Here is a 14,802-nt window from a genome sequence, read left to right on the forward strand (position 1 = left end):
CATCTCCAGCCTGTGTCCCACCCGGTAGTTGACCCGGTCCCTGGAGAGCAGGTGCTGACAACCCCCCCGCAACCGACATGGCCCTTCCCCTCGAAGTTCTCGCTGATCTCCAGTTGGCCGTTGACGGAGAGGACATCGACATTCGGGGGACGGGAGACCGAATTGTCGTGGACCTCTCGAGCCTTCGGGCCGGGCGCCGTCTTCTCGCCTCGGGGCCGTTTGCGTCGCCCCAACGAGCGCGGACGACCGGCCGCGTCCACGAAGCCCTCGACATTGCGGGGCTCACCGTGGAGGTGCGGCTTCGAGGCGACCCCGTGGCCCGCCTTGGGGCTGAGGCGCGGCCCGGTGCGATCGGGCGCCTACTGAACCTCGACGGCATTGAGGTGCGCCCCACGCAGCCCTTGCGGGCAGTTCTGCGCCGCCGGCCCGTTCTTACGGCGGCCGTCGTGATTGGCCTGCTCGCCGGGCTGGGATGGTGGCTGTTCCGGCGTGGGGACACGTAACGAAGGCCCCGGGGCGCCGACGAAAGGCAACACCACCCGCCGTGATCGTCCACCGACCCGTCCCAACTCATGTGGCCCCGTGCCCTCGCGCTCTGTTCAGTGGGCTCCCTTCTTCTCTTCGGGTTCGCCCTCGGGTGCAGTCGCGCTCCCACCTCGTCGGAGCCCGACGCAGACCCGATCACGGACAGCCAGTACCTCACGGCGGAGGTCTGGAACGACGGCCAGGCGGAGGTGGCGTTCTATCGGGTCGAGCGGACCCGCGACCAGTACGGCCGGGCGGAGGAGCAGGCGTTCATCATGGGGACGTACCTCGTGAAGCACCGGTTCAGCCCGGCCGACATGACGAAAGTGACGGACGGCACGGGCGTCTCGTCGTTCAAGTACGCCGCATTCTACGAGCTTGAGAGCGGCTCGTACCAGTACAAGCGCAACTGGGTCGTCAACGCACGGCAGAACGACCTCCGGCCCTTCAAGCAATCGTTTACCAGCTTCGACTGGTGTTCGAACCGCTACCGCGAAGTGGCCTTTCCGCCGGACGGGCCGGTGGAGGTGCGGACGCGGAGCGACGACTACGGCAACCGCCGCGCCTCTTTTGCCCACCGCCCGAAGGCGTACCCGCCCGCTCAGCTTCCTTTGTTGATTCGGGCGTTGGACTTCGGGGCGGCCGACACGCTTTCCTTTTCTGTTCCCGTCGCGGACAGCAGTGCGTACGTCCCGGCCCGGGCGGTTCGTGCGGGAACGGAGACGGTGGAGACCGAGGCGGGCACCCACGACACGGAGCGCATTGTTGTGCACTACGAGACGCCAGTGCCCTCCCCGATCGGGGAGACCAGCGATACGACCGAGACCTACTGGCGCGGCACCGGGCTGGAGCGGCGTCTCGTTCGCATGAAGGCGGAGGGCGGCCGATACCAGGTGACACTCGTCGAGCACCTCCGAACCCCATATTGGCGGGAGAACCTGTGGCCGAAGCTGGACCGCATCGACGACCGTCCCTGAGGCGTCGGCCGTTCGTTTGAGCCGTGCGGGAGGCCGTTGGGGGGCGGTCTTCATCCCCGGTCCCGTGTCTGATGGGCCGAACGGGGGCGGGCACCCCTCGTCAGCGGTCGAGTCCGGGGGAACCATGGCCCAGCGCGTCGCCGTTGGCACAGGCCGAACTCAAGGAGCAATTCACACAGGTGCATGAAGCGTTCACTCCGTGTCGGGTCCGTAGCGGGGATTGGGATTTTCCTGCACTGGACCTTCCTGCTGCTCGTTGCGGCCATCTTCGCCTACTATTACGTCCAGAGCCAGAGCCTGGGCGCGGCCCTCTCGGGAATGGGGCTCATCCTTGGGGTGTTCGTGTGTGTAATTCTTCACGAGCTCGGCCATGCCCTAACCGCTCGTCGCTTCGGGGTGCCCACGCGGAGCATCACGCTCTATCCGATCGGGGGACTGGCGCGGCTGGAGCGCATCCCGTCCGAGCCGATGAAGGAGTTCTGGATCGCCATCGGCGGGCCGGCGGTGAACGTGGTGATTGCCTTCGCGCTCGCCCTCGTGCTGCTGGTAACCGGGGGCACCCTTGCCCCGGCGGCGCTGGAGGCGCCGGGCAGCCACGCCCTGGCGTCCCTGATGTGGATTAACGCCGTGCTGGCGGTCTTCAACATGCTGCCCGCCTTTCCGATGGACGGGGGGCGCGTGCTGCGGGCGCTTCTGGCGCTCCGTTGGGACTACGCCCAGGCCACCCAGACGGCCGCCAACGTGGGGCAGGGCATGGCGGTCCTGTTCGGGCTGTTCGGGATCATGACGTGGAATCCAGTGCTCCTGTTTATCGCCCTGTTCGTGTACGTCGGGGCCCAGCAGGAGTCGAAGCAGGCCATGTACCGCGCCTTCACCGAGGGGACGCCGGTGCGGGAGGCGATGGTGACGCGGTTCGCGACCCTGACGGTCGACGACACCCTCGACGACGCCGTGGATGCGCTTCTGGCCGGCACCGACCACGACTTTCCGGTCCTGGAGAAGGGCACCGTCGTGGGCCTGCTGCGGCGCAAGCAGCTCATCCAGGCCCTGTCCGAGCACGGCCGCGACACCCCGGTCGCGGAGGTGGCCGACGCGGACTGCTTCACCACGGCCCCGAGCGCCCCCCTCGACGAGGTCTTCCAGCAGATGAACGCGCGGAGCTGTTCGACCGTGCCGGTCGTGGACGGGGGGCAGCTCGTCGGCCTCCTCACCCTCGAGAACGTGGGGGAGCTCATCATGGTGTCGAGTGCCCTGGAGACGCGGTCGCACTCGCGAGTCCCGCGCGACCAGCTCTCCGAGGCGCCACTGCGGGAGCGCCCGGACGGGGCGGCCTCCTCCGGGGCGCCACCCGTCCCGTGAAGACTTCTGGGGAAATCCGGCGGACGCGGCTCTCGTCGTGCATTTCCACGTGGGCTCTTCTAGATTTGGGGCGGCTTGCGCCGCGGCGCACCTCGAAGCGCAGGCCCCTCCCTGCGCGTACTGTCTCCCCACCCGCTTCGAAAGCATGGACCGCCGAACAAAAATCGTTTGCACGCTGGGCCCGGCCACGACGGACCCGGAAACACTCCGTCGCCTGCTCGCGGCCGGAATGGACGTTGCCCGAATGAACTTCTCCCACGGCACCCACGAGGAGCACCGGGAACGCGTGGAAACCGTTCGGGAGGTGGCCGAGGCGGAAGGAAAGGGAATAACGGTGTTGCAGGACCTGCAGGGCCCCAAGATTCGAGTGGGGACGGTCCAGAACGACTCGGTCATGCTGGCGGAGGGGGACGACGTGAGGGTGAGCACCGCCACCCCGCGGGAGAGCACGAACGAGCACATCTTCATCGACTACGAGGCCCTCGCCCGGGACGCCCGAGAGGGGGAGCGCATTCTGATCGACGACGGCCTGCTCGAACTCCGGGTCACCGAGACGAACGGCTCGCAGCTCCGGGCGACGGTTGTGGAAGGGGGGCCGCTGCGGTCTCGAAAGGGGGTAAACCTGCCCGACCTGCAGGCCTCCACGCCCCCGATGACGGAGAAGGACCTGAAGGACCTCGAGCTCGGGCTCGAATTGGAGGTGGACGTCGTGGCCCTTTCGTTCGTGCAGGAACGGTCCGACGTGGAGGCGCTGGTCCACCGCATCGAGGAGACCGGGAAGAAGACCAGTGTCGTGGCCAAGATCGAGAAGCCGCAGGCCGTCCACAACATCGACGAGATTCTGGAGGTCGTGGACGGCATCATGGTGGCGCGGGGCGACCTTGGCATCGAGATGCCGATGGAAGAGGTGCCCGGCACCCAGAAGCGACTCATCCGCAAGAGCATGGAGGCGGCCAAGCCCGTCATCACGGCCACGCAGATGCTCGAGAGCATGGTGGAGGACCCGCGCCCGACCCGCGCCGAGGCGAGTGACGTGGCCAACGCGGTCCTCGACGGCAGCGACGCGGTGATGCTTTCCGCCGAGACGGCGGTTGGGGATCATCCGGTTCGGGTCGTGGAGGCGATGAACCAGATCATCCGTCAGGCCGAGTCCTACTGGCACGAGGAACGACGGGCCCTTACCATGACGCCCGATCACTTTGAGCAAGGGGCGAACGTAACGAACAGTGTTAGCTTCACGGCCTGTCGCCTCGCCGAGCAGGTGGGGGCGGAGGCCATCTGCTGCCTGACCAACTCGGGGTCGACCGCTCGCTCGATCGCCCGACACCGGCCCAGCATGCCCATCTACGCCTTCACCGACAACAAACGGGTGGTGGCCCAGCTTGGAAGCCTCTGGGGCACCGAGGCCTTCTACATCCCCTTCCAGCAAGACACCGACCAGGGCATTGCGCGTGTGCACAGCGTCCTGCACGACTACGACCTGGTGAGGTCGGGCGGCCACGTGGTGCTGACCGTCGGAATGCCGCTGCCGGCCCGCGGGCGCACCAACACCGTCCACGTCAGCACCGTGCAGTAGGAAGGATTCGCAGCAGGAGGGGGGCGGGGCGTGGAGCCGTTCCAGACGGATCCCGTGGCGGCGCGCTTCCATTGTAGAACTTGCGAGTGGTTTCTCTTCTTTCCCGACGCGACTGGCGTGTCGACATGGGTCGCTTTTCTCCTCGGGGACGGACACAGGTCCGTACGGTGTGCGGCCTCCTCTTTCTCCTCGTCGGGGCCGGACTGCTGATGAGCTGTGGGCGGGGCTCGTTCATCGGTCGCCAGTACGACGACCTCACGGCCTATTACAATACCTTCCACAACGCCACGCAAGCCTTCGAGTCCGGACTCGAATCGGTGAACGAGTCGGGGGGAGACATCGACCGGACTCGTTACCTCTCGGTATTTCCGCCGCCCCAGGGAGGGGCCGGCCAGTCGTCCTTTGAGGAAGCGATTCAGAAGAGCGCAGCCGTGTTGCGCGAGCACCCCAACTCGGAGTGGGTCGACGATGCGCTGCTCCTCATCGGACGGTCCCGGTACTACCAGCAGAACTACGTGGGGGCGGTCCAGAAATTTTGGGAGGCGATTGCCCTCGAACCGGAGCGGGAAGGAGAGGCCCGCTTCCGGCTTGCCCAGACGCTGGTGGTGGCCGGCCGGTACCGGGAGGCCGCAGAAGCCCTCCGGACGGGACTGGACTCGGGGGAGGAGTACGGCAGCTGGGCGGCCCGAATGCGAGTGGTACAGGGGGAGCTCCTCGTGCGGCAGGAGAACTGGGCGGCGGCCGAACAGGCCCTGGCCCAGGGCCTGAACGACAACCTGCCGGACGAGACGGGCGCCCGGGCTGCCTTTCTGTTGGGGCAGGTGCGCGAAACGCTCGACGATCCCGAGGGGGCCCGGGCGGCCTACCGACAGGTATCGGGGTACGACCCGCCGTACCCGTTGGCGTTCGCCGCCAAGCTGGCGGCCGTCGAACTGGGCGGGGAGACCGGCCCCCCTGGACGGGCCCTAGAGCGGCTGGCAGAGCTGGAGCGGGACGACAACACCCGTGAGATGCGGGCGGAGATTGCCCGGGTTCGTGCCCGGCTGCATCGCGCGCAGGGACGGCCCGACCGGGCCCGGCAGGTGCTCACGGCCGTTCTGCGGGGCGACCAGGCGCCACGAGGGAGCGGGAAGGGGCGAACTCACTACGAGCTGGCGACGCTGTACCGGGATGCGTACGAGGACTTCACCCGGGCCGCGGCGCATTTCGACACGGCCTCGGCGACCCTCTCGCCCGGCCCAGATGGAGGAACGGGGGCGGGGGCGGCGGAGGCGGCCCAGGTCCTTCCGCGGGCGCCATCGGACGCGAGGGCCCAGGCGGACCGCTTCCGAAAACTGGCGGATCGCTCCCAGGCCGTCGCCCGGATGGATTCCCTTCTGCGCCTCGGCCGCATGGCCCCTACGGAGTTCCGGGCCGTCGTGGAGAAGATTCGCCAGCGGCGACTGGAAGAGCAGGAGGCGCGGGCCCAGCGCACACGCCGACAGCCGCGGTTCCGGGGCGGGAGGCGTCCGGCGGCGGGAGACGCCTCCCCCCCCTCGGCCGGACAGCCCGCCGTCCAGACGCAGGGGGCCGACGCCGGCTTCCTGTTTCATCGCGATCCGACCCTCGTGCAGCAGGGACGCCGCCAGTTCGAGCAGACGTGGGGCGACCGGCCCCTCATGGACGACTGGCGCCGTGCAGAGGCGATCCGCGGGCGTCCGGACGCCCGCCCGCGTGCCGACCAGACCGAAGACCGGGTCCGCCCGCAGTCGTCCGCGGGCTCGTCCACAGCGGCCGGTGTCGTGGACGTGTCGGCCGTGCCGCGAGACTCGATCAGTCGGGCGGAGATGAAAGACCAGCGGGCCGTTGCGCAGTACGAGTTGGCCAACGCGCTCTTCCGGGCGGCAGGCCGTCCCGACTCGGCGCAGACCTGGTTTCGTCGGGTGCTCGACGAGACGCCGGATCACCCGGTGGCGCCCCAGGCCCTCTACGGGTTGGCCCAGGCGCACCGGGCACAGGGCGATACGGCCGCCGGGGACGACGTGTACCGGCGCCTCATCAGCGAGCACCCCGACACGCCCATTGCGAGGCGGGCCCGTGAACAGCTGGGATTGGCGACGACCGACGAAGCCCCGGGGCGGGCGGTGAGCCGGGCGGATTCGGCGTACGCCAGGGCCTACGAGGCGTGGCGAAGTGGTCGCCACGATGCGGCCCTCAGGGCGTTCTTAACGGTGGCCGACGCGTATCGCGAAACGAGCGTGGCGCCGCGCGCGCTGCTGGCCGCCGGGGTCGTGTACCATCGAACCGCCCGCCACGATTCGAGTGGGCAGGGGCGGGCCCGTTTTACGCGCTACGCGGATTCACTGGCGCGGGCCGACGCCCCTGATCCCGGCCCCGACCCGACAGGCAGCCCGTCCCCGGACGCGACGGCCCCCGAGCCCCCCTCATCGGACGCCGCGACCCCGGCGCGGCCCGCCCCCGCCGACACGACGGACGCCAGTGTCCCCGAAGGGCCGCCGCGCCGGATGATTGACTCAACGGCCGTAGCGAACCAGGGGGCGTCGGGCACGCCGTCGGACAGTGCGGTGGCGTCGCCTTCCGTCGTCCGGGACACAACAACGGGCCCCTCGGGGCGATCCGGGCCACCGGATGCGCCCACGTCCGCCGTAGCGAGGGAGACGGCGCGGTCGGATTCCACGAGTGCTGCCCCCCAATCGCGGAGAAAGCCGGCCGATCCGTTTGAGCTTCTCCTGGCCCACCTTGTGGCCCGCTATCCCGAAACGGCCGAGGCGGAGCGAGCACAGGCCCTTCTCGACCAGCTGCGCGAGCGGCGCACCGCACAAAGGGGCACCACGGGGGATTCGACCGGTGCGGGAGCGCCGGGCGGCCCCGGAGCGAACCGGGAATCGGGGACCGTTGCTCCGGAGGCAGACACCACCAAGGACCGCCCGCGGCCGCCCGACGAGGCAGCAGGCCCTGCTGCCCGTCGTCGGCCCGCGCTCACGACCCCGTCCCAATCTGGACGAGAGAGGGCCACGCCCTTCCAGCGTCGTGATTCGTCCGCAACGCCGACCCGGAGTGCTTCTTCCCTGCAGGCGAACGCGTCGTGCCGCCCCCCGACCTGAGCCAGGGACAATCCGAACGACCCCTCTCGCCTAGGTTTGTGTTTCTGCATCGTGTCGTCGCCCGAGGCCATGCCCTCCAATGCTGATTCCCCGTTGAGCGGCCCCGGCCTGCAGCCGGTGTGGACGACCATGCACTCCCCATATGTGTTCTGGATCGGGGGCGCCATCCTCCTGGCTCTTCTCGTTCATCTCGGGATCAAGTGGCAGCAGGCGAGCGCCCCCGTGCGTGTCGAGTACAGCACGTTTCTCGAGCACGTGGAGTCGGGATACGTCGAGCGGGTCGAGATCGTCAACGGCAAGCGCATTAACGGGACCTACACGGCCACGGCGGTACAGAACGATCGGGTCGAGACCCGCCCGCCCCCGCCCGCCCCGATGGGGGCCGTCGTCGACCGCTCGCGGCGTGCCTTTGCCACCCACAAGCCCACCGCCCACGAGTTGACGGCGTTCTTGCAACGCCACAACGAGGCCGCGAGGGGGAGGGGCACGACCCCGGTCACGTTTGCGGCCACGCAGGAAAGCGACTGGGTCGGGACCCTTCTTTTGTGGGGGCTGCCCCTGGGGCTTATCGTGGGCCTCTGGTTCTTCTTCATGCGGCGCATGGCCACAGGGACAGGGGGGCGCGGAGAGCAGCTTGGCGGCGACGCGGCCGCGCTTTTCGAAGGGACGGGCGGGCGGCGCGTGACCTTCGACGACGTGGCCGGACTCGCCGAGCCGAAGGAGGAGGTGGCGGAGGTCGTCGAGTTCCTACGACGCCCCCAGAAGTTTACGCGGTTGGGGGGCGCCCTCCCCACCGGCGTTCTACTGGTGGGGCCGCCCGGCACCGGAAAGACCCTCCTGGCGAAGGCCGTGGCCGGCGAGGCGGGGGTGCCTTTCGCATCCATTTCCGGGTCGGACTTCATGGAGATGTTCGTGGGCGTAGGGGCGAGTCGGGTGCGGGACCTCTTCGACCAGGCGAAAGAGCGGGCCCCCTGCATCATCTTCATCGACGAGGTGGACGCCATCGGGCGGGCGCGGGGCGGCCCGGGAGGCGCCGGCACCGGGGAGCGGGACAACACCCTGAATCAGCTGCTCGTCGAGATGGACGGGTTCGACTCCGACGAGGGGGTGGTCATCATGGCGGCCACCAACCGGCCCGACGTGCTCGACTCTGCCCTCCTGCGCCCGGGGCGGTTCGACCGACAGATTTCCATCCACAAGCCCGATCGACTTGAGCGGGCCGACATCTTTCGGGTCCACGTCGCGGACCTTCGCCTGGACGCGTCGGTCGATCCCGAGGCACTGGCGCGTCAGACGCCCGGCTTCGCCGGTGCCGAAATTGCGAACGTCTGCAACGAGGCGGCCCTCCTGGCGGCGCGGCGGGGCAGAAACGCGGTGCAGATGGACGACTTCGACCAGGCCCTCGACCGTGTCATGGCGGGACTGGAGCGAAGCAACAAGCTGATTTCACCGGAGGAGCGGCGCGTCATCGCCCACCACGAGTCGGGACACGCCATCGTCGGGTGGTTCCTCGAACACACCGACCCGGTCGTGAAGGTCTCGGTCGTGCCTCGGGGCCTGGCCGCGCTCGGGCACGCGCAGCACCTCCCCAAGGAACGAGACCTCTATTCGAGGGAGGCGCTGATGGACCGGATGACGATGGCCCTCGGGGGACGGGGGGCCGAAGAGATCGTCTTTGGGCGGGCGACGACCGGGGCAAAAGACGACCTCGAACGGGTCACGGAGACGGCCTACGCGATGGTCGTGGAGTACGGGATGAGCGACCGCATCGGGCCCCTCAGCTACAACCGGGCCGAGCGCCGTGCCGACGGCTCCCTGTTCGAGAAGCCCTACTCGGATGCCATGGCCGCGGCCATTGACGAGGAGGTGGCCGACATTGTCGGGGAGGCGCGGGCCCGGGCGAACGACCTTCTCCAAGAAAAGCGCCCGCTGCTGGACGAGATGGCCGAGAGGCTTCTTCGGGAAGAGGTGCTCGGGGTCGAGGCGCTCGTGGCGCTCCTCGGCCCCCCTCCGCATGGGGAGTACGCATGGCTCAAAGAGGGCGAGGGGACCTCTCGGAACTCCGCCGCCGCAGAGGGGGCGTCTCCCTCGTCACAGGAATAAGATGGAAGTTCGTCTGAATCCGACGAAGTGTCGTGGCGCGCGGAAACCCCGTCGATCATCGTCTCGTAGACCCCTTCTGCAAAGAAGAAACCCGGCTTGGGCACGCCTAGAAACAGTTGGGCAAGCGCAATTGCGGCTTGCCTTTTTCTTAGCCCTCGGTTCGCAGAAAAGATTGGTCAACCGATACAGAGCGGTATACCAAAATAGGCGAGCTTTCGGGCCCCGTGCTGGCGGCCGGGGCCGGAAGAGTTGTTTTCATTTCTTCTTTGCCCCGCATTTAGGACCCTGACTGCCAGACGGACGGTAGTTAGAAAGTGTGCATACTTGAGAACAGCCAAGTACGCACCCGTGACGTCCCTCCGACATCGTCCCGACAAACGACCAACACCGACGTGCCGACGACGCAGCAGTTGATTCGAAAAGGGCGAAAGACCGAAGAGGAAACGAGCGACGCCCCCGCGCTGGAAGGCAGCCCGCAGCGACGCGGGGTGTGCACGCGGGTCTACACGACTACGCCGAAGAAGCCGAACTCGGCGCTCCGGAAGGTGGCGCGTGTGCGGCTGACCAACGGCAACGAGGTTACCGCGTACATCCCGGGCGAGGGGCACAACTTGCAGGAGCACTCCATCGTGCTCGTTCGCGGTGGGCGCGTGAAGGACCTGCCGGGCGTGAAGTACCACATCGTGCGGGGCGCCCTCGATACCGCCGGCGTGGAGGAGCGTCGGCAGGGCCGCTCGAAGTACGGCACGAAGAAGCCGCGTGAGTAGCACGCCGCTCCACTGAACCCTGTTCTTGACGACAGCCAGCTTTCCCTATGTCACGAAACGAGGCCCCTGAGCAGCGCACCACCCAGCCGGATCCCGTCTACCGGGACGACATGGTCGCCCGGTTCGTCAACGCCATCATGCGGGACGGCAAGAAGAGCCTCGCCCGGCGCATCGTGTACGACACGTTCGACGTGATTGAGGAGCGCACGGGAGAGGAGGAAGGGCTGGAGGTCTTCAAGAAGGCCGTGAACAACGCCGCTCCTCTCGTAGAGGTGCGGAGCCGCCGCGTGGGCGGGGCCACCTATCAGGTGCCCACGGAGGTGCGTCCCGAACGGCGCATTACACTGGCCTTCCGCTGGATCATTCAGTACGCCCGGGCCCGGAATGAGAAAAGCATGGTGAATCGCCTTGCGAGTGAGCTGGTCGATGCCGCTCGCGGCGAAGGCGGTGCCGTAAAGAAGAAGGACGACACGCACCGCATGGCCGAGTCCAACAAGGCCTTCGCTCACTTCCAGTTCTAGATTTGCTGGACGGATCGGGCCGCCACCCGGTCTGTGCTGAGCGTTCAAGTACCCAACTTTGAGCTTTATACCCATGGCTACGCAGACAAACGAGAGTTTCCCGCTGGAGAAGACCCGAAATATCGGCATCATGGCCCACATTGATGCCGGGAAGACCACCCTCACGGAGCGCATTCTCTTTTACACCGGGCGGCTGCACCGGATGGGGGAGGTGCACGAGGGGGCCGCGACCATGGACTTCATGGAGCAGGAGAAGGAGCGGGGCATCACCATTACCTCGGCGGCCACCACCTGCTACTGGGATGACCACCGGGTTAACATCATCGACACGCCGGGCCACGTCGACTTCACGGTCGAGGTGGAGCGGTCCCTCCGCGTGCTGGACGGGGCGATTGCCCTGTTCTGTGCGGTTGGGGGCGTGGAGCCGCAGTCGGAGACGGTCTGGCGCCAGGCCGAAAAATACGACGTGCCGCGGATCGGGTTCGTGAACAAGATGGACCGAACCGGGGCGGACTTCGAAAACGTCCTCGAGATGATGGAGGACCGCCTCAGCGCCAATCCGGTCCCGGTGCAGTATCCCATCGGGGCGGGCGACATGTTTCGAGGGGTCATCGACCTCATCGAAGGCAAGGCCATCATCTACGACGACGAGTCCCAGGGCATGCAGTGGGATGTGAGGGAGATTCCGGACGACCTGAAGTCGAAGGCCGAACACTGGCGCATCAACCTTCTGGAGAGCGTCGCGGAGTACGACGACGAGCTGCTCATGAAGTACCTCGACGAGGACCAGGAGGTGGAGCCCGACGAGCTGCACACGGTGATCCGGAAGGCAACGCTCAACCGCGACATGACGCCGATGTTCTGCGGCTCTGCCCTCAAGAACACGGGCGTGCAGCGCGTGCTTGACGGGGTTACGAACTACCTTCCGAGCCCGAACGACGTGCCCGCCATTACGGGCCACCACCCGCAGGACAAGGAGGAGGACATCACCCGCCATCCGCGGGAGGAGGAGCCCTTCAGTGCGGTCGCGTTCAAGATTACCACGGACCCGTACGTCGGGAAGCTGACGTTCGTCCGCGTTTACAGCGGCACGCTGGAGTCTGGGTCCCGCGTTTACAGCCCCACCCGGGACGAGGACGAGCGCATCGGGCGCATGATGTTCATGCACGCCGACAGCCGGGAGGACGTGGACGTGATCCGGGCCGGGGACATCGCCGCCGTGGTCGGCCCGAAGAACCTCAAGACCGGAGACACGATCTGCGACCCGGATCATCCGGTCGTGCTCGAATCCATGGACTTCCCGGAGCCGGTCATTCGGATCGCGGTCGAGCCCAAAACCAAGGCCGACCGGGACAAGCTGACCAACGGCCTCACGAAGCTCGCCGAGGAGGACCCGACATTCAACGTCCGCACCGACGAGGAAACGGGGCAGACGATCATTGCGGGAATGGGGGAGCTTCACCTCGAGATTATCATCGACCGGCTCAAGCAGGAGTTCAAGGTGGAGGCCAACGTCGGCCAGCCCCAGGTCGCCTACCGGGAGGCCCTCACCGACACCATCGACGAGCACTACGTTCTGAAGAAGCAGTCCGGAGGACGCGGGCAGTTTGCCGAGGTCTACATGGACGTCGGCCCGATTCCCGCAGAGGAAGAAGAAGAGAGCGGGTTGATCTTTGAGAACGAGATCAAGGGTGGGGTCATTCCGAAGGAGTTTATCCCATCCGTCGAGCGCGGCATCGAGAGCGCCATGGAAGACGGGCCGTTGGCCGGATACCCAATCGAGGGGGTCTGGGTGCGCCTCTACGACGGGGACCACCACGAGGTCGATTCTGACCAGAATGCCTTCGAGATTGCCGGCCGGCTTGGCTTCCGTGAGGCCGCCCGTCACGCCAGCCCGGTTCTGATGGAGCCGGTGATGGAGGTGGAGGTGGTGACCCCGGACGATTACATGGGGGACATCATCGGTGACCTCAATGGACGCCGCGGCCAAATCGGTCAGATGGGGCAGCGCAACGACGCGCAGGTCATCAACGCCGAGGTGCCGCTGTCGGAGATGTTTGGGTACTCGACGGATCTTCGCTCCCTGTCTCAGGGACGGGCCATCTATACGATGCAGTTCGGGAGTTACGAGCCGGTCCCCGAGGAGATTGCCTCCGAAATTATGGACGAGCAGACCATGGGCGCGGCGGCTTAGCCCGCTGGCGCCACGGGACACGGGTCTCGTGTCTGCCTCCTTTTAGCCTTATTCGAATCCACACGCACACACCCACCACACATCACCATGGCCAAGGAAGAGTTTGCGCGGGAGAAGCCGCATGTGAACGTAGGAACGATCGGTCACGTCGACCACGGGAAGACGACCTTAACGGCGGCGATCACGAAGGTACTGGCCGAGCGTGTCGGCGGGGCGGCGGAGCAGACCTTTGAGGCGATCGACAACGCGCCGGAGGAGCGGGAGCGCGGCATTACGATTGCGACGTCCCACGTCGAGTACGAGACGGAGAACCGGCACTACGCCCACGTCGACTGCCCGGGGCACGCGGACTACGTGAAGAACATGGTGACGGGGGCGGCGCAGATGGACGGGGCGATTCTTGTGGTGGGGTCCGACGACGGCCCGATGCCGCAGACCCGGGAGCACATTTTGCTTGCGCGACAGGTGGGGGTGCCCTACCTGGTGGTGTTCATGAACAAGACCGACCTGGTCGACGACGCGGAGCTGCTGGAGCTGGTGGAGATGGAGGTCCGGGAGCTTTTGACCGAGTACGAGTTTCCTGGCGATGAGGTGCCGGTGGTGCGGGGGTCGGCGCTGCAGGCCCTCGAGTCCAGCGAGGAGCATGAGGAGAAGATCATGGAGCTGATGGCGGCGGTTGACGAGTACATTCCGACGCCGGAGCGGGACGTGGAGAAGCCGTTTTTGATGCCGGTGGAGGATATTTTTTCGATCACGGGCCGGGGGACGGTGGTGACCGGCCGGATTGAGCGGGGGAAGGTTGAGTTGCAGGATGAGATTGAGATTGTCGGGATGCAGGAGGAGAAGATGGACTCGGTGGTCACCGGCATTGAGATGTTCAACAAGACGCTGGAGGAGGGGGAGGCGGGGGACAACGCGGGGATTTTGCTCCGTGGGATTGAGAAGGAGGAGATCAAGCGGGGGATGGTGCTGGCGGAGCCGGGGACGGTGACGCCGCACAAGGAGTTTGAGTGTGAGGTGTACGTGCTCAGCAAGGAGGAGGGGGGTCGTCACACGCCGTTTTTCGACGGGTACCAGCCGCAGTTTTACTTTCGGACGACCGATGTGACCGGGTCGATTGAGCTGCCGGAGGGGGTAGAGATGGTGATGCCGGGGGACAACGCGACGTTTGAGGGGAGTTTGATTGAGCCGGTGGCGCTGGAGGAGGGGTTGAGGTTTGCGATTCGGGAGGGGGGGCACACGGTCGGCGCCGGGGTGGTGACCGACATCCTGGACTAGGACTTTTGCGGCTTCAGGAGGCGGGCAAAGACAGCCGCCTCCTGTTCGCCAACACTCTGCATTCGAAACCCGATACGGATACATGGCTGCGCAGCAGGACATACGGATCAAGCTCAAGTCGTACGACCACACGCTGATCGACAAGAGTGCGGAGAAAATCATCCGCACGGTCAAGTCGACCGGTGCGGTTGTGAGTGGCCCAGTGCCGCTGCCAACCGAAAAGAAGATCTACACCGTGCTGCGAGGCCCGCACGTGGACAAGAAGAGCCGCGAGCAGTTTGAGCGGCGCCACCACAAGCGCCTCATCGACATCCTTTCGTCGAGCAGCGACACGGTCGACTCGCTCATGCAGCTTGAGCTGCCCAGCGGCGTGGACGTAGAAATCAAGGTGTGACGCC

The 14,802-nt window shown here is 66.7% G+C and carries 11 protein-coding genes; all 11 read left to right on the plus strand.

Features of this window, described 5'->3' with window-relative positions:
- Positions 1-77 precede the first annotated feature (77 nt).
- The 11 genes from OJA40_RS13440 to rpsJ all read left to right on the plus strand — a co-directional run bounded on the left by OJA40_RS13440 (position 78) and on the right by rpsJ (position 14,798).
- Positions 78-503 (plus strand): hypothetical protein, encoded by a 426-nt coding sequence (locus OJA40_RS13440; protein ID WP_263791312.1) that lies wholly within the window; start codon positions 78-80, stop codon positions 501-503.
- Between the two features lie 69 nt (positions 504-572).
- A complete protein-coding gene (locus OJA40_RS13445) occupies positions 573-1,502 on the plus strand; it encodes a DUF3108 domain-containing protein (RefSeq protein ID WP_208427481.1) in 930 nt (309 codons plus the stop codon).
- Positions 1,503-1,685: 183 nt separating this feature from the next.
- Positions 1,686-2,861 carry a site-2 protease family protein gene (locus OJA40_RS13450; RefSeq protein WP_263809434.1) on the plus strand — a complete coding sequence of 392 codons (1,176 nt, stop codon included), beginning with the start codon at positions 1,686-1,688 and terminating at the stop codon, positions 2,859-2,861.
- A 145-nt stretch (positions 2,862-3,006) separates the two neighbouring features.
- Positions 3,007-4,437: a pyruvate kinase gene (pyk, locus tag OJA40_RS13455; RefSeq protein WP_208427479.1), complete on the plus strand. Its 1,431-nt coding sequence runs from the start codon at positions 3,007-3,009 to the stop codon at positions 4,435-4,437.
- 125 nt (positions 4,438-4,562) lie between these two features.
- Positions 4,563-7,541 carry a type IX secretion system periplasmic lipoprotein PorW/SprE gene (porW, locus tag OJA40_RS13460; protein ID WP_263810910.1) on the plus strand — a complete coding sequence of 993 codons (2,979 nt, stop codon included), beginning with the start codon at positions 4,563-4,565 and terminating at the stop codon, positions 7,539-7,541.
- 129 nt (positions 7,542-7,670) lie between these two features.
- On the plus strand, positions 7,671-9,644 hold the full coding sequence (gene ftsH, locus OJA40_RS13465; RefSeq protein ID WP_423816504.1) for an ATP-dependent zinc metalloprotease FtsH: 1,974 nt from the start codon (positions 7,671-7,673) through the stop codon (positions 9,642-9,644).
- 392 nt (positions 9,645-10,036) lie between these two features.
- Positions 10,037-10,411, plus strand: a complete 375-nt coding sequence (rpsL, locus tag OJA40_RS13470; RefSeq protein ID WP_011403790.1) for a 30S ribosomal protein S12 — start codon at positions 10,037-10,039, stop codon at positions 10,409-10,411.
- A 47-nt stretch (positions 10,412-10,458) separates the two neighbouring features.
- Positions 10,459-10,932 (plus strand): 30S ribosomal protein S7, encoded by a 474-nt coding sequence (rpsG, locus tag OJA40_RS13475; RefSeq protein ID WP_208426647.1) that lies wholly within the window; start codon positions 10,459-10,461, stop codon positions 10,930-10,932.
- Positions 10,933-11,005: 73 nt separating this feature from the next.
- Positions 11,006-13,126, plus strand: a complete 2,121-nt coding sequence (gene fusA, locus OJA40_RS13480) for an elongation factor G (RefSeq protein ID WP_208426648.1) — start codon at positions 11,006-11,008, stop codon at positions 13,124-13,126.
- Positions 13,127-13,213: 87 nt separating this feature from the next.
- On the plus strand, positions 13,214-14,404 hold the full coding sequence (tuf, locus tag OJA40_RS13485) for an elongation factor Tu (protein ID WP_208426649.1): 1,191 nt from the start codon (positions 13,214-13,216) through the stop codon (positions 14,402-14,404).
- An 82-nt stretch (positions 14,405-14,486) separates the two neighbouring features.
- The gene (rpsJ, locus tag OJA40_RS13490; RefSeq protein WP_011403794.1) at positions 14,487-14,798 is read left to right on the plus strand and encodes a 30S ribosomal protein S10; all 312 of its coding nucleotides are present in this window, start codon (positions 14,487-14,489) and stop codon (positions 14,796-14,798) included.
- The last annotated feature ends 4 nt before the right edge of the window (positions 14,799-14,802 follow it).

The sequence above is a fragment of the Salinibacter pepae genome (assembly GCF_947077775.1).
Taxonomy (GTDB): Bacteria; Bacteroidota; Rhodothermia; order Rhodothermales; family Salinibacteraceae; genus Salinibacter; species Salinibacter pepae.